A 19,107-nucleotide genomic window follows, 5' to 3' on the forward strand; every position below is an offset into this window, starting at 1 on the left:
CCCCCCATATACGTTCCTGTGCCCGCCGGGTTTTCCCCCGGCGGGTTTCTCTTTTTTGTCCGTTTTGGCTGTGTTCTTGGTTTGTTTGCTTAATTTGGTATTGAAGTGCTCCGGTTTTTCCATTATAATATAAGAAATAAAATCACTATAAGGAGGGAGCCCCCTTGAATTATGCCGAGGAGTCCCTGCGCCTGCATGGCGAATGGAAGGGCAAAATTGAGGTTATTTCCCGTGTGCCTGTTCAGAACAAAGATGACCTGTCCCTGGCTTATACGCCCGGCGTCGCCCAGCCCTGCCTGGAGATTCAGAAGGACTATAACAAGTCCTTCACGCTGACCCGCCGCAGCAATCTGGTTGCCGTCATTACAGACGGTACCGCCGTGCTCGGCCTGGGGGATATCGGTCCGGAAGCGGGCATGCCCGTTATGGAAGGCAAATGCGCACTGTTCAAATCCTTCGGCGATGTGGATGCCTTCCCGATCTGCATCCGCAGCAAGGATGTGGATGAGATCGTCCGCACCATCTACCTGATCTCCGGTTCCTTCGGCGGTATCAACCTGGAAGACATCGCCGCGCCGCGCTGCTTCGAAATCGAGCGCCGGCTGAAGGAAATCTGCGATATCCCGATCTTCCATGACGACCAGCACGGCACCGCCATCGTAGTCGGCGCTGCAATGATCAACGCCCTGCGCGTGGTCGGCAAGGATATCGGCGAAGTCAAAGTCGTCATCAACGGTGCCGGCAGCGCCGGTATCGCGATCGGCCGTCATATCATGGACCTGGGCGTCAAGCACCTGAAGATGGTTGACCGCTGCGGCATCCTGTGTGAAGGCGCCGATATGAATCCCGCGCAGGCGGAGATGGCGAAGATCACCAATCCGGAGCACTTCTCCGGCAAGCTGGCAGACGCGATGAAGGGCGCGGATGTGTTCATCGGCGTCAGCGCGCCGCATATCGTCAGCAAGGAAATGGTGCAGTCGATGGCCAATCGTCCTATCGTGTTCCCGATGGCCAACCCGACACCTGAAATTGAACCGGATGAAGCGCTGGAAGCCGGCGCCGCCGTGGTCGGAACCGGCCGCAGCGACCATCCGAACCAGATCAACAACGTACTGGTCTTCCCCGGCCTGTTCCGCGGCGCGCTGGATGTGCGTGCACGGGATATCAACCAGCCCATGAAGCTTGCCGCCTCCCATGCCCTGGCTGAACTGGTCACGGAGGACGAGCTGAACGACAAGTACATCCTGCCCGCTGCCTTTGATCCCAGGGTCGGTCCCGCGGTTGCCAAAGCCGTTGCACAGGCCGCGCGGGACAGCGGCGTGGCCCGGATATAACCACCCCACAACCATGAAAAGGAGAGATGCGTTATGACCACGGCAGCCCAGCCCAAGGAAAAGAAACCGTTATCCTTCTTCAACCTTCCCTGGTATATCTTCCTGATCATTGCCGTTATTGTCTTCGGCGCGACCTACCTCGGTGTACTGCCCCTGGGCATGACCGGGTGCTTCGCATTCATGATTGTGCTGGGAGCGATCTTTAACTGGATCGGTGACCATACGCCGATCATCAAGAGCTACCTGGGCGGCGGCGCCATCGTCTGTATTTTCGGTGCGGCCCTGCTGGTTTATTTCCACATCCTGCCCGACGGCACATACGACCTGCCCCTGAAAGCCGGCTTCAACCTGGTCGGTGCAATCAACAGCTTCTTCAAGGGCGACGGCGGATTCCTGGATTGGTATATCGCCGCGCTGATCACCGGCTCGATCCTGGGCATGAACCGCAAACTGCTCGTGAAAGCGGCGGCCCGTTACTTCCCGGCCATCTTCGGCGGCCTGATCCTGGCTTTCGGCCTGTGCTGCGGCATTGCGGCCCTGATGGGCTACCCGGTCATGAACGCGCTGCTGCTGATCGCCCTGCCGATCATGGGCGGCGGCATGGGTGCCGGTGCGACTCCCCTGTCCAAGATCTTTGAAACCAGCAGCTCCATGAGCGCTGCGGAAGCGCTGTCCATCATGACGCCCGCAGTCGCCATCGGCAATGCGGTCTCCATCGTGCTGGCCGGTGTCCTGGTGAAGGTAATCAGGGGCAAGATGAACGGCAACGGTTCCCTGATGCGGGCCGGCTCCGTGGATCCCAAGGAACTGGAAATCAGCCCTGAGATGAAAGAAAAGCGCGAAAAGATCTCTGTTACGAACCTGGGCATCGGCCTGCTGACCTCCGGCGCGTTCTTCGCCTGGGGCTTCATCCTGGCCGGTATCTGGAAGGCCCTGGTTCCGAGCATCACGATTCACGCCTATGCCTGGATGATCATCACCGTGGCAATCTGCAAGGTCACGAACATTGTTCCCGAGCGGATCGAGATCGCCTGCTATCAGTGGTTCCAGTTCATCATGAAGAACCTGACCCCGATGCTGCTGATCGGTATTGGTATCTGCTACCTGGATATCGGAACCGTAATCTCCAGCTTCAGCGTAACCTACCTGATCCTGTGCGCGGCCACCTGTATCGGCGCTTTCGTTGGTGCGGCGCTCATCGGCCGGCTGGTTGGCTTCTATCCCTTCGAAGCCGGCGTCACTGCGGGCCTGTGCATGTCCAACATGGGCGGTACCGGCGACGTGGCAGTGCTCTCCGCCTCCAACCGGATGGAGCTCATGCCCTTTGCACAGATCTCCTCCCGTCTGGGCGGCGCAATCATCCTGCTGCTTGCCAGCCTGATGCTGTCCGTTCTGGCACAGTATATTGTAACCGCAGCGCCTGCGGCGGAAGAAGTGGTGGAAGGCGCCGTCAACCTTATCAAGACCGGCGCGCTTCACCTGCCATTCTGCTGATCCTGAGTTAACCCGGGGGAACGGGAAGGATATCCGTCCCGTTCCCTTTCCTTTTGCCTGTCTGGAAGGCTCATTCATCTCCGGGAAGGAGTGTCCGATCCATGTCCGAACCGTGTATCCGCTGCGGGGAGCCCGCATCCCGCGAACTCCGCGCCCTGCAGGTGCGCACCCTGCCGATCCGCAGCCTGGCCGGGGAAAAGCGCGTCCAGGCCCTTGGAGAAGAAGTCACCGCGCATGTCTGCGAAGCATGCGCCGCAAAGCAGCTGTCCTTCCTGAAGGATGTGCGCGGCGCCGTCCGGAAAAAGGTGCTAATCTTCGACGGTGTCCTGGTCGGCGGTATCATCATCACCGCGCTGACCCTCCTGCTGAACCGGGAGCGGATTCTCCTTATGCCGGGCATCGGCGCCGTCGTCTGCGGTGTGCTGGGCATTGCGGAAGCCATACAGAAGGCGCGGGAAAAGGCCGCCGCGCTCCGCTCCATGCCGGAAGCGGAAGCCATGGAAGAGGCCGCCTTTGATGTCATGGTCTCCTCCCTGCCGTCTAAAAATGGCAGCGACGATCTGACGTATATCCCGATCAATGAAAAAACTCTTGCCCGGAAAAACGGGGATCTGATGATCCTCTACCGGCTCCTCCCGGAAATCGCAAAGCAGGCATGGAACCGGATACACGGAATCAGCGATGAAGAGAAACCGCCGGAACAGAACGGCCCGGTGATTGACTGATATTTCGGTTATGGAAGCAGTGATGTGATTCACTGTTTTTTTATTTGCCCGTTTCTGTCAGGACCGGATCTGCAGCAGTCTCCGTCACCACGGTCAGCGGGCTCGCTTCATCCATATGGATCCATACGCCGCTGTACAGCGGTACCGGCGGCAGGCCTTCCAGGTTATCCCGGGCTCTTGCACGGAATCCCGATCTGTGCGAAAATGGAAAAAAACCGCGCGACAGGCGAATGAGAACAGGATGGATCCGGATGAAGTTTGAACGCAAAGCCAGGGAAAGCCGGCCGGTACTGGCCATATGTTATGATTTTGACCATACCCTCACGCCGGATGATATGCAGGCGCAGGGCTATATCCAGAGCGTCGGTTATAACGTTGCGGAATTCTGGGCGGAAACCGACGCCCTGGCCCGCACGCACGGTATGGATTCCAATCTGGCGTACATGTTCAAGATGGTGCAGGAGGCCGAAGGCAACCTGGTCCTGAACCTGAAGGCGCTGATGGATTACGGTGCGAAGGTTCGGCTCTTTCCCGGGGTGGAAGGTTGGTTTGAGCGCCTGCGGGAATACGGCCGGGATCACGGCGTCATTGTGGAGCACTATATCATCTCATCCGGTCTCCGGGAGATGATCGAAGGCACCGAAATGGCCAGGCAGGGCGCCTTTGAGCGGATCTACGCCAGCTCTTTCTATTACAATGAGCGCGGCCTGGCCAAGTGGCCGGCCCAGGCGGTCAACTACACCAACAAAACCCAGTTCCTCTTCCGCATCGAGAAAGGCACGCTGGATGTCAATGATCCGGCAGTCAACGATTATTTTCCCCCGGATCAGCTCCGTGTTCCCTTCCGGAATATGGTGTACATCGGCGACAGTGATACGGATATCCCCTGCATGAAGCTGGTCAACGCCAACGGCGGTCATTCCATCGGGGTATACGATCCCGATACCCGCGACAAAACCAAAGTGCTGAAAATGATGGCGGACAACCGCATCCGCTATTACGCCCCTGCGGATTATTCCGACGGAAGTGAGCTGGATTCCCTGCTGAAAAGCATCATCCGGCGCACCGCGGCGAATGAGGAGCTGGAAGACCGGCATAACGCCTGCCTTCCCGGCGCGGATTAATCCGCCAGCTGAAAAGAATCGACTGAATACTTCAGCCGGACAGTTTTGCGAAACTGTCCGGCTTTTATCTATGCATATAGTTTTAAGTTCATTTTAGGTTAGGCAGGTAATATAGCATTGCAGCTTAATTGGGATTTCGGCTGGCTGCCGGTTCCCGAAAAGGAGTGGAAGTATGGAAGAAAAGAACACTGAACAGGTACAGCTGTCCCCGGTACCCGGAAAGAAAAAGCGCGGGAAAAAGCGGAAAACAATCCGCCGGATCATTCTTGCGCTCATACTGGTCGTAATCCTTGGCGGAGCTGCCTGGCTGGGTATTATGTCCCTCCGGCAGGAGTATACCGTCACCTATGATGAATACAACGCGACAACCGGCACCATCTCCAATGCCCTGTCCTTCAGCGGATCCCTGCAGGCGCGCAGCAATGTAACGTACACAGCGTCTTCTCCCGCCACAGTCCGGGCGGTATATGTCACCCGGGAGCAGGACGTAAAGGCCGGGGATGCCCTGATGCGCCTCAGCAGCGGGCAGACCGTGGAGGCGGAGTTCGACGGCCGGATCAACCAGCTGTATGTTGCGGAAGGCGATAAGGTCTCCTCCGGCGCCAATCTGGTCCAGGTGGTGGATTTTGAGCACCTGCAGGTTTCCGTCCGGGTGGATGAGTATGACATTTCCTCCGTTCGCGCCGGCGATCAGTGCCGGGTGTCCACGGTTGCGACAGAGAATACATTCACCACCACCATTGATTCAATCAACTACGTTTCCTCTTCGACCGGCTCTGTCGCCTACTACACAGCCACCGCCTATGTGGATGTGGCGGAAGGCATATACCCGGGCATGCAGGTAACGGTAACAATCCCGAAAGAGGAAGCCGCCGATGTGGTCATCCTGCGGGAAGCTGCCCTCAGCTTTGACCTGAACAACCAGGCCTTTGTCTACACGGTGAATGAGAGCGGCGAGCTGGAAACCACCTATGTAAAGACCGGCGTCAGCAACGGCAATTACGTGGAAATCAGGGACGGCCTGAAGAGCGGCGACACTGTTTACGTCGCTGTAGAAACCACTACGGACAGCTTCAGCAGCCTGCTGTCCGGTCTGTTCGGCAGCCAGCAGTTCAACCGCCAGCAGAACCGGACCCGGAATACCAATAACAGCGAGCGCTGGAATAACAGCAATCCGGGCAGCGGAAATCCCGGAAGCGGCGGCGGTTTCACCCCGCCGTCCGGAGGAAGCAACGGATCGGGCGGTGGCGGACGATGAGCGGAAACCGCCTGCTTGAAATGCAGGATATCAACAAATACTACCCGATGGGCGAGGAGCTTTCCCATGTCCTGAAGGATGTCTGCCTGTCCATCGATGAAGGGGAATACCTGTCCGTGCTCGGCCCTTCCGGCAGCGGCAAGAGTACCCTGATGAACATCATCGGGTGCCTGGATACCGCTTCCTCCGGCCGATATATCTTGCACGGCCGGGAGATTGAAGACCTGTCCGAGGCGGAGCTGGCCGCGATCCGCTCCCGGGAAATCGGATTCGTATTCCAGAATTCCCAGCTGTTGCCCCGGCTGACCGCGCTGAAGAACGTGGAAATGCCCCTGATCTATGCGGGAGTCTCCCCCGGGGAACGGCGGAAGCGTGCCCGCGCCATGCTGGAACGCGTAGGGCTCAGCGACCGTATGGGACATTATCCCAATCAGCTTTCCGGCGGCCAGCAGCAGCGTGTGGCCATCGCCCGGGCGCTGGTCGGCAATCCCTCCCTGCTTCTGGCGGATGAACCCACCGGCGCGCTGGACCAGAAAACCGGCAGGCAGGTCATGGCGCTCTTCCGGGAACTGAATGAGGAAGGCCGCACCATCATTATGATCACGCATGATATCAATATTGCCGCCAACGCACGCCGCACCGTGCATATCATCGATGGGATGCTGACGGAAGGAGGCGGTGCGGATGCTTAAGCGCCTCAGAAAAACGCTGGTCATGCTGGGCGAATGTTTCCGGATGTCCCTCAGCAATATCCTGGGCAACCGGGTCCGCTCCTTCCTGACCGTCCTCGGCATCCTGATCGGCGTTACCGCCGTCATCGCCCTGATCACCACTGTTACTGGTTTCTCCGGAACCCTGTCTTCTTCATTCCAGAGCATGGGTGCCGGCACGCTGAGCGTCAGCGTCACCGGCAGTGACCTGAAGTCCGGTATGTCTGCCGAAGACCTGCAGGAGATCGCTTCCCTGGAGATGGTGGAAGGGGTCACGCCGAATGTTTCCCTGCGTACCCGGATTGCCCGGGGAGGAAGCTACAAAACCAGCGTATCGGTTTCCGGCAAGAACTTCTACTATTTCTACCGGAATGCAGATGCCCTGAAGCGCGGCCGCCCCATCCACCCCACGGATGAGGAAAGCATGACCTTTGTCTGCCTCATCAGCCAGGATATCGTGGATGAGCTGTTCTTTGGTGTGGACCCTGTCGGGGAAAATATGTTCATTGACGGCGTTCCGTTCACTGTTGTCGGCCTGCTTTCCGACAGCACCAGCGGCAGTATCGCCTCCCTGATGAGCGGCAGCGCGGACATCATCATTCCCTACACCACCGCCCTGAAGCTGAACAACGCCAACGTGGTCACGTCCTTCACCGTCAACCTCACGGAAGGTTCAGACTCGGAAAAGGCTTCCTCCGCCATTACGGAGGTTATGGATGCGATGTTCAGCTATGAGGAGGATACCTTCACCGTCACCACCATGAGCAGTATCGAGGATACGATGAACACCATGCTCTCCATGGTCAGCACGCTGTTGGCCGGTATTGCGTCCATTGCCCTGATCGTCGGCGGTATCGGCATCATGAACATGATGCTGACCACCGTCACGGAACGCACTATGGAAATCGGCCTGAAGAAAGCGCTTGGCGCGCTCCCCTGGCAGATTCAGATCCAGTTCCTGATCGAATCATTCCTGCTGTCCATGATCGGCGGCATCCTGGGGGTATTTCTCGGTCTTTCGCTGTCGTACGCGCTCTGCAGGGTCATCGGAATGACCTTCTTTATCTCCACCGATGCCATCGTCCTGGGCGTCACCTTCTCAGCGGCAGTGGGCATCATCTTTGGCTGGGCGCCTGCCCGTAAGGCCAGCAGACTGAACCCGATTGATGCACTCAGGGCGATATGAGGAAGCACACGCACTTTAGTGCGTATCGTGCTTCCCATGCTACAGCCGTCTGTCGTTTCGAGCCGAAGGCGATGAAAGGACAGGTAACGGCGATCGCATAAGGAAGCACACGCACTTTAGTGCGTATCGTGCTTCCCATGCTACAGCCGTCTGTCGTTTCGAGCCGAAGGCAATGAAAGGACAGGTAACGGCGATCGCAGTGCGATACTGTTTAATTTGGACCAGACCAATCAATATTGATTATATAGGAGGTTCCACCATGAAGAAATTGTTTTCCGTCCTTCTGCTTGTAGTTCTTTCCCTGTCCGTTGCCTCCACTGCCATGGCCCGTACCGTCACTGCGGATGGCACCGTTGTCAGCACGGGGACGGTTATTGTCAGCTCTGATGTCGGCGGTACCGTCGCAGAAGTATTTGTTTCCGCAGGCGATGCGGTCACTGCTGGCGATGTACTCGTCACGCTGGCCCCGTCCAGGGTATATGCCCTGCAGGACGGGACCGTCCGCCTCTTCGGCAGCGTCGGGGATGACGCGGCTGATGTTGCTTCGCAGTACGGCGCGGTTGCTTATGTGGAGCCCGCCCTGCGGTACACCATTTCCGCATCAACCCGCAATGCCTACTCCTCGGAGGAAAACAAGATCATCCATCCCGGTGAAACGGTTTATCTCCGGGCCACGGAGAATACCCAGCTCACCGGCACCGGCCGGGTTACCACGGTATCCGGCACTAGCTACACTGTGGAAGTGCTCACCGGCAATCTGGAGAGCGGCTACAGTGTCAACATTTTCCGCTCAGAAGACTATGCTGCCACATCCCGGATCGGCCGCGCATCTGTTTCCCTGAAGGATCCTGTGGCTTACACTGCCGAAGGCCTGATCACTGCTTTCTGTGTAAAGGACGGTGCCCAGGTAAAGAAAGGCGATGCACTTTTTGAAACCGTCAGCGCTTCCTGGCCGGTAGATACTTCCACCCTCACGCAGGTCATTGCACCTGTGAATGGCGTGGTTTCTTCCATCTCCCTGAACAAAGGCAGCACATTGTCCGCCGGTTCAGCCGTTGCTGAAATCTGGCCGGATGAAAATCTCCGCATTGAGGCATCCGTACCGGAATCCGACCTGGCGCTTTTCACCGTCGGCAAGGAGGTTTCCGTTGAGCTGAATTACCTCAGTAACGGAGAGTACACATTCTCCGGCACAGTCGAAAAAGTATCATGTATTGGCACTGCTTCAGCGTCTGCCGAATCGGAAGAAGCGGTGTTCAGCGTATGGATCAGGCCGAACAGCACCGAGCACCTTTCCTACGGCCTGCATGCAATCGTCACTGTGTCGGATGCGCAGGCAAAAACCGAAACTCCGGCGCCTGAAGAATAATCCAGTAAAAAACGAGGTCCGGCATTTCTTTGCCGGACCTCGTTTCCGTTTTCCTTATTCTTCCCGGTTTTTATAGATGAAGTCAATGAACACCTTGATCTGTTCATCCCAGAAGCCCCATTCATGAACGGCATCCGGCTTCTCATAGGCAGTAACATCCCATCCGTTCTTCTCCAGTTCCGGAACCACCGTCAGGTGGGTTTGATACAGGAAGTCCTTCGTGCCGCAACTGATATACAGCTTCGGCTTTTTCGGTGCCTTCGCGTTTTTCTTCATCATGTACATGTTGTCCACTTCGGTGCCCGCCACCTTCTCCGGATCGCCGAACACGTTCTCCCACATCAGCCGGCGTTCCTTCGGCAGGTTCTTCAGGTGGCCCATGATGTCCACCGCACCGCTGAAGCTGGCAGCCGCGGCAAAGCGTTCCGGGTAGGTCAGCGCCAGGCGCATCGCACCGTATCCACCCATGCTCAGACCGGCCACATACGTATCCTCCGGCTTGTCGCTCAGCCGCAGGAACCGGTGCATCGTCTTCGGCAGTTCCTCGCTCACATAATCCCAGTAGCGTTCCCCATGCAGCTCGTTGCAGTAGAAGCTGTGGTTCACCGCCGGCATGATCACCGCCAGGTTATGGTCCGCGGCATACCGCTCCACGGAAGTGCGCCGCATCCAGATGGAATGGTCATCGCTGTATCCGTGCAGCAGGTACAGCACCTGGGGCAGCTCCTTCGCGGCGGACGCGCCCATGCCGATGCCCTGGTTGGCCTCCGGCAGGATCACGTTCACCATGGAGGCCACATTCAGCACGGCCGAGAAAAACTGGATCTGTAAAAATGCCACTGGTCATCTCTCCTTTTCAATATCCGTACGGGCTTAGCCTGCCCGCTCAAAAACCATATCCGTCCGGGCCAGTTCCGCCAGCCGGTCTGCCGGGCTGTCCGGCCGGATCCATTCATCGATCCGGTCCTCCGGAAGGATCAGCGGCATCCGGTCATGGATAAAGTGGATCGGTTCTGCCGCCTCCCGGGTCAGGATTACAAACACCGGCAGCCCTTCCTCAATCCGGTACAGGCCGCCCATCCAGACCACCGGCGTATCCTTCGGCTGGATCAGGAATTTGTCGCCGGTTTCCTTCTTTCCGTCATTCCTTGTCCGGTGCTCCCATTCATAGTACCAGCTGGCCGGCACAATGCAGCGGTGCGCGTTCCATGCCTCCCGGAACATTGGCTTCTCGCCGGCCGTTTCCGTACGGGCGTTGATCTGCAGCGGCCTTCCCGGCACTGTAAATCCCCATTTCATCGGGAATACCGCCCGCTTTCCGGCCTTGCTGCTGGCAATCACCGGCACCACATTGGTCGGCCGCATCTCCCCGGAGGACAGCACTGCGGTGGTTTCCTGGAAACGGCGCACCAGCGGCGACCGGTTCATCTCTTCCACGATCGGCCGCAGCTCCGGCGACAGCTCCACAAAATACCGGCAGCACATCCTGTTTTCCCTCCGTGTCATCTGATTGTCTTTCTTGTCCAAATCATACAAAAAAAACGGGAAAAGGGCAAGGAGGTTTTTTCGTGATAACCCTTGACGGCTTCCCCCGCTTCATGATAAGATAATCGGGCTGGTTAGCTCTGGAGCGATGGCCGAGCGGTTGAAGGCGCTGGTCTTGAAAACCAGTGATACCGAAAGGTACCGGGGGTTCGAATCCCTCTCGCTCCGCCAGCCTTGACATGGAGAAGTACCCAAGTGGCCGAAGGGGCTCCCCTGCTAAGGGAGTAGTGTCAGTGATGGCAGCCCGGGTTCAAATCCCGGCTTCTCCGCCAATAAGACCTCAGGAAAATCAACGCTCCTGGGGTTTTTTGATGCCAAAAAACAGGCTTGTACCTTTTACTGTACCCTTTAAAGAGAATGACCAAATTGTACAAATTATTACGCTTGAATAACAAAATCGCGCGGCGTTAGTGTTGTCAAACCGCTCGCACCGCGCTATATCATCCTATTGTTCCAAGCGAAATTTATAACCGGGAATAGATTTGTTGACTCGCAGATCCTATTTCAATCTATTATTTCAAATCTGTCCGAATAATATATACCGTCTCTTCATCCATACCCTCCGGTTTGAGGTCATATCCGGTATCGATCAGTTGATCCTTTGTGGTCTTCCAGGCATTCGAAGCGCCAGCCAGATCCTTTTCCATGAGCGGAAGCAGCTTCTCTGCCGCACTCTTTTCGGCGGTAAGAATGCTGTCTTTCAGCGTTTTTGTTCCGGTTTCCTGCAGTGTGGACGCGCCGGTTGATACCAGCGTTGCGCCGGCGGAAAGCGTTACTGCAGCGTCAGAAGCCTGGGCCACACCGTCCGTATAATCTTTCAGACCGGTTACAAAAGTGTTCACCTGATCAAGCTTCTCTTTCAGAGCCAGGAGCTGCTCCCGGGCCGCTGCCGCCTGTGCCAGTTTCGCAGTAATCGTTTCGTCCTTCGACAGATAAGCTTCCGTGTTCTCCGTCACCAGTTTTTCAATCTGTTCCTGCACGGCTGCTTCGGTCTGAGCCAGTATTTCTTCGCTGTTCATCTGAGCTTCCACAGCGGTATCTACCTGCGCGGCTTGTTCCTTTGTCACCAGCCCGCCTTTCAGGGCGGCGGCATACTGTTCGGCAGTCATCTCAAAGCCGGCAGCTTTCAGGACGGCTTCCAGTACCTTGCCCTTTACGGCTTCCTGAACGCCTGCCCTGATCTGGTCTTCTTTGGCCGTAACCTGTTTACGGACTTCCTCCGCGACTTTGGCGGAAGCGGCGGCTTTCAGTGTATCGGGTTCAAGCTGTGCAGTCACGCCATCCAGGATTTCAGCATAGCTCTCCGCGGTCAGTGCCGGTACTGTAACACCGGCGTCCGCCAGACCGGAAGCAGCAATCTGGTCATTGGCTGTATTCAGGATCGCGGCAAAAATCTGTTCCGCGCCGCTGTTCAGGGCCTCGTTATTCTTCTCCAGCGTACCCAGCCCGGTATTCAGGGCTGCCGCGCCGTCCGATACCTGCTGCGCCCCTTCCGCCAGCTGTAAAGCGCCGGCATCCAGGTCATTCAATCCTTTGTTCAGTTCATTGATCTTATCAGTGATTTCTTTCGTCTTTCCCTCAGTTGCCGGCAGCTCCGTGCCGTCCTTCAGGGCAGTCAGCAATGCTGTGGCTTCCTTCAGCAGCGTTTCGGGATCACTGTCGCCAACCCGTGCGTCTATCTCACGGCAGACGGCTTCCAGCGGATCGGAGGAGCAGAAAGTCATCATCCAGCCAAGATCCGCGTGATCCGCGTGGAACGTTGCGGAGAAGGATGCCGGCAGCTGCAGGGTAGCGTCCATGTTCGGCACAGCCCAGCCCACCAGAACGGACCGTTCTGCTTCCGTAAGCACAGCCGCGTTTTCCGCTTTCAGGTCCGAAATGCCTTCTTCCGGCAGTGGCAGTACGGAAAGCACCAGTGCGGGTGCCTGTCCCTCCGTCCGGTAGGTTACGGTCAGGACCGCTTCGCCGGTCTTTTCTTTCAGGTCTGACGCGGAGATCTCTTCCCCGTCCAGCGTCAGGGTCACGACCGGCAGCACAGCCGGGGCTTTAGCCGATGCTCCCTGATAGATCACGTTCTTTCCGTTTGCTTTCCAGACGAGTGTTTCGCCTTCCAGGGTAAAGGTTTCATTCCCGCCAACGTTCAGAATGTCTGTCAGCATAGTACGGTCAGTCAGTTCATCCAGCCCGTCCGTGTTCTCCAGGCGGATACTGTCGGTAATGCTTTTCACAGAGCCGTCAGCGCCTGCGACCACATAAACCCTCTCATGCTTCGTATTCTCGGCCAGCGCGCCGGTACATCCGAGTATCATGACCAGCGCTGTCAGCATCGCAATAATCTTCTTACTCATAATGATCCTTCCTTTCCAAATCAGCAGGTAGCTTTTTTCATTCCGGCTGTCGTGTGTACAATGACTTTATCCATGATCAGCAGTACCGCCGGCAGGAGCAGCAATACAACTGCCACGCTCAGCAGCGCGCCGCGGGCAATCAGCCTGCACATGGAGGAGATAATAGCCACGTTGGAATAGAGGCCCACGCCGTAGGTGGCCGCAAAGAAGCCCAGGCCGCTGACCAGCACGCTCTGCGCGGCGGAAGCGACAGCGTCCTGAACCGCTTCTTTTTTATCCTTGCCCGCAAGCCGGTTCTGCTTGTAGCGGGTCGTCATCAGGATGGCGTAGTCCACCGTGGCGCCCAGCTGGATGGTGGAGATCAGGATTGGCCCCACGAAGGGCAGTTCCTGCTTCAGGTAATACGGGATGCACAGATTGGCCGCAATGGCCAGTTCGATCACTGCCACCAGCAGTACAGGCAGCGAGACGGACCGCTGCACCAGCATGATGATCACAAAGATCGCGATAATCGAGATCAGGCTGACAACCGTGAAGTCCCGGTCCGTACAGGCAATCAGGTCCTTCGTGCAGGGTGCTTCGCCGATCAGAATGCCGCCCTTGTCATATTTCTTCAGGATTGCGTTCAGGCTGTCGATCTGCGCATTCACTTCATCCGAAGAGATAACGTAAGCGCTGTTCACCAGCATCAGCTGGTACCGGTCTCCTTTTACCACGGACAGCACATCCTCCGGCAGGATCGATTCCGGAATCCCGGCGCCCAACAGGCTGTCGATCCCGACGACGCTTTTCACGCCGTCCACCTGCTGCATTTCTTTCGTCATGTCCCGGACATCCTTCTGGGATACATCCGCGTCGACAAGCAGCAGATGCGTGGTGGACATATCAAAGGTTTCTTCCAGCTTTTTATTGGCCTGGACAGACTCCAGTTCCGGCGGCATGACCTTGCTCATATCGTAGTAGACATTCACATTCCGGTATCCGTAGAACGCCGGGATGATCATAACCAGCAGGATCACAGCTAGCACTTTATAGTGTTTCGTAACGAACCGGCCGATGCCGCTCACATCAGGCAGCAGCGGTTTGTGGCTCGTTTTTTCGATCGCGCCGTCCAGCGCCCGGATCACACAGGGCAGCAGCGTCACCGTGCCAAGCACGCCCAGGATTACGCCCTTGCTCATCACAATGCCCAGGTCTTTGCCCAGGGTGAAACTCATGAAGCAGATGCTCACAAAGCCGGCGATCGTGGTCAGGGAGGAGCCCAGGATGGAAGTGAAGGTCAGCCGGATGGCATTCGCCATGGCTTCATCCTTGTCGTCCGTCAGGGCTTTCTGCTCCTTGTAGCTGTGCCACAGGAAAATGGAATAGTCCAGCGTCACAGCCAGCTGCAGCACGGCAGCCACCGCCTTGGTGATATAGCTGATCTCGCCCAGGAAATAATTGCTGCCCATGTTCCACAGTACAGAAACAGCAATGCAGAGCAGGAAGATCAGCGGCAGCAGGAACGAGTCCATGGTCAGCATCAGCACAACGGCGCACAGCGCCACGGCAATGGCGACATAGATCGCTTCCTGGTCTTCCACCAGCTGCCTGGTATCGGTCACGACCGCGGAAAGGCCGCTTACAAAGGTCTTTTCACCGGCAACCTTCCGTACCTGACTGATAGCTTCCATGGTTTCCTCAGAGGAGGAACCTTCATCAAAGAAGACGGCGGAAAGCATACAGTCGCCCCGCTGGAACTTCTCCCGAATATCATCCGGGATGATTTCCACGGGCAGCGTTCCCTTTGTCAGGGAAGCGTACCCGATGACGGAATCCACATGCGGTATTTCCTTCAGGGCGTTTTCCATGTCCGCCTGCTCCTTCAGGTTCATGCCCTCCGTAACCAGCAGGGAAAAAGCGCCCTTGCCGAAATCCTTCAGCAGAATCTCCTGGCCCTGGACAGTTTCCAGGTCCTGCGGCAGATAATACAGCAGGTCATATTTGGTCTTTGTCCGGACCATGCCCAGCACAGACGGCACCACCAGCGCAATGCACAGGACGATGACCAGTATCCGGTGCTGAACCAGTCCCTTGGTAAATCCTTTCATGTTTGTCTTCCTCCTGTTCGGTGCTCGTTTTGAACACCGTGTTGACTTTCTCAACGCCGTGAATTATAATGACCCCCGTGATCGAAATCAATAATCAGATTGATTATCGATCGTTTGTTAATCAACACCGGTTCAACCGCCATCCGGATAATCAACAAAAAAGCCAATATTGTTCAGGAAAGAAGGAGACCCATGGAAGAGCAAAAAAAAGAAGACCGGCGTGTGAGGCGCACCAAAAAGATGCTGACCCAGGCCCTGACTCAGCTCATGCAGGAAAAACAGATCAAGGAGATCACAGTCAAGGAGCTGACAGACCTTGCGGATATGAACCGGGGTACTTTCTACCTGTATTACAGGGATGTGTACGACATGCTGGAAAAGCTGGAGGACAGCATGTTTGAGGCCCTGGACAGCATTGCCGCCCTGCATGAAACTGACGCGGCCCGACAGGAAACCAAACCGATCCTGCTGGATGTATTCCGTTTTATCGAAGAAAACCAGGAGATTGTCCGGGTATTGCTCAGCCCCTACGGCGACATGAAATTCCTGCACCGCCTGTACGATGTGATCCGGGAAAAATGTCTCACCGGATTTCCATACGCCGCCGCGGTGGACAAAAAAAATGAAGCGGATTTTGATTACCGCTTCAGTTTTGTGATCTATGGTGCTGCCGGGCTGATCCGCGCCTGGGTGAACCGAAACTGCGCCGAACCCGCCGTTCAGATGGCCGAACTGGCCGACGCTCTGATCCGCCGCGGGAGCCTGTGATCCCGCGCCATCGCGTCGTTTCCTTCCCGCCTGCGCAGCCCCGGCTTCCCTGCCATGCAAAAACGCCGTATCCGATACGGCGTTTCAGACTGTCTCTTTGACAGCCTCTTTTGTAAGCAGAGAATTGTACCCTTATCTGTACCCTTATAAAACTATAACATTTGGCGTGAAAATGAAACTATTGTCCCGTGAATGGATTGATTTTACTACGTTCCCCAATAAATTAGCATTGAGTAATATAGTTCAAATCCCGGCTTCTCCGCCAGATAAAAACGCCCTGTGAGTTTTGCTCACAGGGTTTTTGTTTTATCTTGTGTCCTTACAGTTTACTCCTGGCCCTGACGTTTGTTGTCTGGCTGATCTTTTCTACCGTCTGCTTTTGCCTGGCAGGTTTTCTCCGTTTCCGGAGGCTGAGTGTTATAATCCCCTCCGGGATTTATTTCCCGAGATTCGTGCGGATCTGCGCAATCTCATCCGCAGAGAGACCGATCTCCAGCAGGTAAGCTTCCGCCTCCGCCTGCAGGTCAGCTTCCCGAATGTCCGCGATATCGAATGCGGCGGCCAGGGATTTGCAGATATTGCTGTTGGCAATGATGTCGTACTGTTCGGTTTCCGGCTGTACGCCGTAGTAGTTGAAGAAAGTGACCATGTAATCAGCAATCACTTCGTCAGCGGAGGCGCCCATCAGGCATTCCAGCACAGCGCTTACAAACCCTGCCCGGTCCTTGCCTTCGGTGCAGTGAACCAGATACGGCGCTTCGTTGGCGGCGATGAAACGGAGCCCTTCCGCCAGGCCGGCCCGGAATTCTTCCGCCATGAAGTCCACGCCCAGGTTCAGCGGGATAATTGCCTGTTTGCTGTAATAGGATGCGTCAAAGCCTTCATAACCGCGCATAACTTCCTCGTTGTCCGCCAGGTTAATGAAGGTCTTCACCCCGGCAGCGGACGCTGCCTGATCAGCAATCAGGTTCCGGCTGATCTCGGGATTCACCGGTGAGGAAGACCGATAGAGTTTTCCGGTGCCGACACCGGTGGTGGTAACGGCCCGGAAATTCGCAAACTCCTCATCGCTCAGTTCCGGATAGTCCTCCCGGTTTTCACTGCGCACCAGCTGGTGAATGATGTACTGGTCGTAATATCCGCCTGGTTCCTTCATGGCGATGGAAATGCGGATCGGTTCCGTAACGCCCTCATTCAGATGCCAGATGTATCCGGGATCCGCTTCCGTCTTTTCCTTTGTGGCAATTCCGGAAGTGGTAGCCAGATCGCCCATGTTGATTGCCAGGATAATCATGTCCTCATTGGTATCCGGCTTGATGACCACGCGGCAGATCATACTGCCCTGGTCCACATCGGAATAGTTGGAACCGACCGGCATTTCATATTCGTTTCCGTTGATCGTGACTGTCGTAATATCGCCGTAAGTATAACCGGCCTCCAGCAGCTCGGAACCCTTCAGGGAAAGAACAAGGTTGCCGTATTTCTGGATTTCGGTAACGTCCGCTTCCGTTTCTTCCGCAAATACGGAAACAGCAGACAGTGCCAGTATCAGCACAAGTACCAGAGAAAGAAGTTTTTTCATCGTCAACCCCTCCGATCATATGATATTTTTTGGTAAACCCCTGTGGATATTTTACCGGAAAAGCAGGCAAATCACAACCCGTTTTCACGGAATCTGGCTTTGATTTTCGCATACCCATACAAAGCAGCGAATCACAGAATCACATCTGTGAAATAAGATAGGGCTTTCCTTCGTTATATAGGCAGATGAACGCCAATGGCAGGACAGGAGGCTGGAACATGATGCGGATCCGGAAAATGCTGTGCGCGGCACTGGCTGTGTGCGTGCTTGGTTCTGTTCTGCCGTCCCTGGCTGAAGGAACAGCCATGAAGGCCCTGCAGGAGCGGCTGATCTCCCTGGGATACGAGATCGGAACCGCGGACGGGATTGTCGGGAAGAAGACTTCTGCGGCGATAATGCTGGCCCAGGAGGCCTTGCGGGAAAACGGGCATGATGTCCGGCCTTCAGGCACCCCGGATCCGGAAACCGTTTCCCTGATCATGCAGGAGGAAAATGCAGACCTGCTGCGGACCCTGCGGCCGGGAAGCTGGGGCAGCCAAGTGAAACAGGTCCAGAAACAGCTGGCAGGCCTGAATCTCCTGCAGGATAGTGCGGACGGTAAATACGGTGCGAACACGGAGGCTGCAGTGAAAGCCTTTGAGGACGCAATGGCAAAGCAGGTTCCGGAGAAGATAACAGCCGACGGAAGATTGACGCCGGATGAATATGACCTGCTGATGGGAGACCTGCGTGCATATGGATTTGAGGCCCCGATCTGTTTTGATGACAGCCATCCGGAAAAGCTGAACGGTAATTATCTTTACGCGAAGCATGCCTGCCTCATCAATGCGGTGACCGGGGAATCCCTGCTGGAAAAGGATGCGGATACCCCGGCTGAACCGGCCAGCACAACAAAGATCATGACGCTGATCACGGCGCTTCCCCTGTGCGATCCGGACAAGGTAATCGTGATACCGGAAGAAGCGCTGGATATTCCGGCCGACAGCACCCGGGTGCCGGTATATCCCGGGGAAAAGATGACCATGAAGGATCTTCTTTACGGAATGATGATCCGTTCCGGGAATGACGCAGCAAATTCCGTCGCGGTGCTGTGTTCCGGAAGCGTGGATGCTTTTGCGGAAGAAATGAATAAAAAGGCAAAAGAACTGGGAATGGCAAACTCCCGTTTCGTGAATCCGCATGGCTATACGGCGGAAGGGCACTCCACCAGCGCCCGGGACCTGGTGACGGCAGCACGGTACGGCCTGACGCAGCCGCTGTTCAGGGAAATCGTGACCTGTATGTACTACACGCTGCCGGTAACGGAGCAGCGGAAAGACCCGCTGATCTCCCTGAAATGGGAAATCTTTGATCCCGGCTCCGAATACTATATTCCCCACGCAGCCGGTGGAAAGAGCGGTTATACTTCCACGGCGGGATTCTGCTACGTGGGGGCATACCAGGAAGACGGGATTACACTGATCGCAGCGGTAATGGGCGGAAGAGGAAGGAATATGGCCTGGACGGACCTGCGCCGGTTGTTTGCATATGGCATGGCCATGGAAAAAGCTGCTGAATAAAAAACCAAAGCATGT

General features: G+C 56.2%; 15 protein-coding genes and 2 tRNA genes. 12 read left to right on the forward strand and 5 right to left on the reverse strand.

Annotated elements, in window-relative coordinates; translation table 11 throughout:
- Nucleotides 1-164 precede the first annotated feature (164 nt).
- The 8 genes from JNO48_04170 to JNO48_04205 all read left to right on the forward strand — a co-directional run bounded on the left by JNO48_04170 (nucleotide 165) and on the right by JNO48_04205 (nucleotide 9,200).
- Nucleotides 165-1,334 carry an NADP-dependent malic enzyme gene (locus tag JNO48_04170; protein ID QTE69104.1) on the forward strand — a complete coding sequence of 390 codons (1,170 nt, stop codon included), beginning with the start codon at nucleotides 165-167 and terminating at the stop codon, nucleotides 1,332-1,334.
- Nucleotides 1,335-1,367: 33 nt separating this feature from the next.
- Entirely contained in the window at nucleotides 1,368-2,828 is a 1,461-nt protein-coding gene (locus JNO48_04175) for a 2-hydroxycarboxylate transporter family protein (protein ID QTE69105.1), read from the forward strand.
- Nucleotides 2,829-2,929: 101 nt separating this feature from the next.
- On the forward strand, nucleotides 2,930-3,553 hold the full coding sequence (locus tag JNO48_04180; GenBank protein QTE69106.1) for a hypothetical protein: 624 nt from the start codon (nucleotides 2,930-2,932) through the stop codon (nucleotides 3,551-3,553).
- A 230-nt stretch (nucleotides 3,554-3,783) separates the two neighbouring features.
- Nucleotides 3,784-4,677: a haloacid dehalogenase-like hydrolase gene (locus JNO48_04185; protein ID QTE69107.1), complete on the forward strand. Its 894-nt coding sequence runs from the start codon at nucleotides 3,784-3,786 to the stop codon at nucleotides 4,675-4,677.
- A 172-nt stretch (nucleotides 4,678-4,849) separates the two neighbouring features.
- Complete coding sequence (locus tag JNO48_04190; GenBank protein ID QTE69108.1) at nucleotides 4,850-5,935, forward strand: efflux RND transporter periplasmic adaptor subunit; 1,086 nt, start codon at nucleotides 4,850-4,852, stop codon at nucleotides 5,933-5,935.
- Nucleotides 5,932-6,627 (forward strand): ABC transporter ATP-binding protein, encoded by a 696-nt coding sequence (locus tag JNO48_04195; GenBank protein ID QTE69109.1) that lies wholly within the window; start codon nucleotides 5,932-5,934, stop codon nucleotides 6,625-6,627. Before JNO48_04190 ends, JNO48_04195 begins: the two co-directional genes overlap by 4 nt.
- The gene (locus JNO48_04200; protein QTE69110.1) at nucleotides 6,620-7,831 is read left to right on the forward strand and encodes an ABC transporter permease; all 1,212 of its coding nucleotides are present in this window, start codon (nucleotides 6,620-6,622) and stop codon (nucleotides 7,829-7,831) included. Before JNO48_04195 ends, JNO48_04200 begins: the two co-directional genes overlap by 8 nt.
- Before the next feature lie 259 nt (nucleotides 7,832-8,090).
- Nucleotides 8,091-9,200 carry an HlyD family efflux transporter periplasmic adaptor subunit gene (locus JNO48_04205; GenBank protein QTE69111.1) on the forward strand — a complete coding sequence of 370 codons (1,110 nt, stop codon included), beginning with the start codon at nucleotides 8,091-8,093 and terminating at the stop codon, nucleotides 9,198-9,200.
- Nucleotides 9,201-9,254: 54 nt separating this feature from the next.
- Here JNO48_04205 and JNO48_04210 read toward each other — a convergent pair whose 3' ends face one another.
- Together JNO48_04210 and JNO48_04215 are read right to left on the reverse strand one after the other, a co-directional pair.
- The gene (locus JNO48_04210) at nucleotides 9,255-10,040 is read right to left on the reverse strand and encodes a prolyl oligopeptidase family serine peptidase (GenBank protein ID QTE69112.1); all 786 of its coding nucleotides are present in this window, start codon (nucleotides 10,038-10,040) and stop codon (nucleotides 9,255-9,257) included.
- Between the two features lie 33 nt (nucleotides 10,041-10,073).
- On the reverse strand, nucleotides 10,074-10,706 hold the full coding sequence (locus JNO48_04215) for an SOS response-associated peptidase (GenBank protein QTE69113.1): 633 nt from the start codon (nucleotides 10,704-10,706) through the stop codon (nucleotides 10,074-10,076).
- 121 nt (nucleotides 10,707-10,827) lie between these two features.
- On the opposite strand from JNO48_04215, the gene JNO48_04220 reads away from it, so the two are divergent.
- Nucleotides 10,828-10,916 (forward strand) — tRNA-Ser (locus JNO48_04220).
- A gap of 10 nt (nucleotides 10,917-10,926) precedes the next feature.
- Nucleotides 10,927-11,017, forward strand: a tRNA-Ser gene (locus tag JNO48_04225).
- A 240-nt stretch (nucleotides 11,018-11,257) separates the two neighbouring features.
- Here JNO48_04225 and JNO48_04230 read toward each other — a convergent pair.
- Together JNO48_04230 and JNO48_04235 are read right to left on the reverse strand one after the other, a co-directional pair.
- Nucleotides 11,258-13,093 carry a hypothetical protein gene (locus JNO48_04230; protein ID QTE69114.1) on the reverse strand — a complete coding sequence of 612 codons (1,836 nt, stop codon included), beginning with the start codon at nucleotides 13,091-13,093 and terminating at the stop codon, nucleotides 11,258-11,260.
- A 20-nt stretch (nucleotides 13,094-13,113) separates the two neighbouring features.
- Nucleotides 13,114-15,183, reverse strand: a complete 2,070-nt coding sequence (locus tag JNO48_04235; GenBank protein QTE69115.1) for an MMPL family transporter — start codon at nucleotides 15,181-15,183, stop codon at nucleotides 13,114-13,116.
- 192 nt (nucleotides 15,184-15,375) lie between these two features.
- Here JNO48_04235 and JNO48_04240 point away from each other — a divergent pair, with 192 nt between their 5' ends.
- Nucleotides 15,376-15,951 carry a TetR/AcrR family transcriptional regulator gene (locus JNO48_04240; protein ID QTE69116.1) on the forward strand — a complete coding sequence of 192 codons (576 nt, stop codon included), beginning with the start codon at nucleotides 15,376-15,378 and terminating at the stop codon, nucleotides 15,949-15,951.
- A gap of 436 nt (nucleotides 15,952-16,387) precedes the next feature.
- Here the strand turns inward: JNO48_04240 and JNO48_04245 are convergent, their stop codons facing one another.
- A complete protein-coding gene (locus JNO48_04245; protein QTE69117.1) occupies nucleotides 16,388-17,533 on the reverse strand; it encodes a tyrosine-protein phosphatase in 1,146 nt (381 codons plus the stop codon).
- 218 nt (nucleotides 17,534-17,751) lie between these two features.
- On the opposite strand from JNO48_04245, the gene JNO48_04250 reads away from it, so the two are divergent.
- Nucleotides 17,752-19,092 carry a peptidoglycan-binding protein gene (locus JNO48_04250; protein QTE69118.1) on the forward strand — a complete coding sequence of 447 codons (1,341 nt, stop codon included), beginning with the start codon at nucleotides 17,752-17,754 and terminating at the stop codon, nucleotides 19,090-19,092.
- Nucleotides 19,093-19,107: the final 15 nt, after the last annotated feature.

It is taken from the genome of Clostridiales bacterium (assembly GCA_017569285.1).
Classification (GTDB): domain Bacteria; phylum Bacillota; class Clostridia; order Christensenellales; family Aristaeellaceae; genus Aristaeella.

Coding starts and splice junctions, on each gene's coding strand:
- JNO48_04175 (QTE69105.1), top strand. CDS start 1,368: ATGACCACGGCAGCCCAGCCCAAGGAAAAGAAACCGTTATCCTTCTTC.
- JNO48_04180 (QTE69106.1), top strand. CDS start 2,930: ATGTCCGAACCGTGTATCCGCTGCGGGGAGCCCGCATCCCGCGAACTC.
- JNO48_04185 (QTE69107.1), top strand. CDS start 3,784: ATGAGAACAGGATGGATCCGGATGAAGTTTGAACGCAAAGCCAGGGAA.
- JNO48_04190 (QTE69108.1), top strand. CDS start 4,850: ATGGAAGAAAAGAACACTGAACAGGTACAGCTGTCCCCGGTACCCGGA.
- JNO48_04195 (QTE69109.1), top strand. CDS start 5,932: ATGAGCGGAAACCGCCTGCTTGAAATGCAGGATATCAACAAATACTAC.
- JNO48_04200 (QTE69110.1), top strand. CDS start 6,620: ATGCTTAAGCGCCTCAGAAAAACGCTGGTCATGCTGGGCGAATGTTTC.
- JNO48_04205 (QTE69111.1), top strand. CDS start 8,091: ATGAAGAAATTGTTTTCCGTCCTTCTGCTTGTAGTTCTTTCCCTGTCC.
- JNO48_04215 (QTE69113.1), bottom strand. CDS start 10,706: ATGACACGGAGGGAAAACAGGATGTGCTGCCGGTATTTTGTGGAGCTG.
- JNO48_04230 (QTE69114.1), bottom strand. CDS start 13,093: ATGAGTAAGAAGATTATTGCGATGCTGACAGCGCTGGTCATGATACTC.
- JNO48_04235 (QTE69115.1), bottom strand. CDS start 15,183: ATGAAAGGATTTACCAAGGGACTGGTTCAGCACCGGATACTGGTCATC.
- JNO48_04240 (QTE69116.1), top strand. CDS start 15,376: ATGGAAGAGCAAAAAAAAGAAGACCGGCGTGTGAGGCGCACCAAAAAG.
- JNO48_04245 (QTE69117.1), bottom strand. CDS start 17,533: ATGAAAAAACTTCTTTCTCTGGTACTTGTGCTGATACTGGCACTGTCT.
- JNO48_04250 (QTE69118.1), top strand. CDS start 17,752: ATGATGCGGATCCGGAAAATGCTGTGCGCGGCACTGGCTGTGTGCGTG.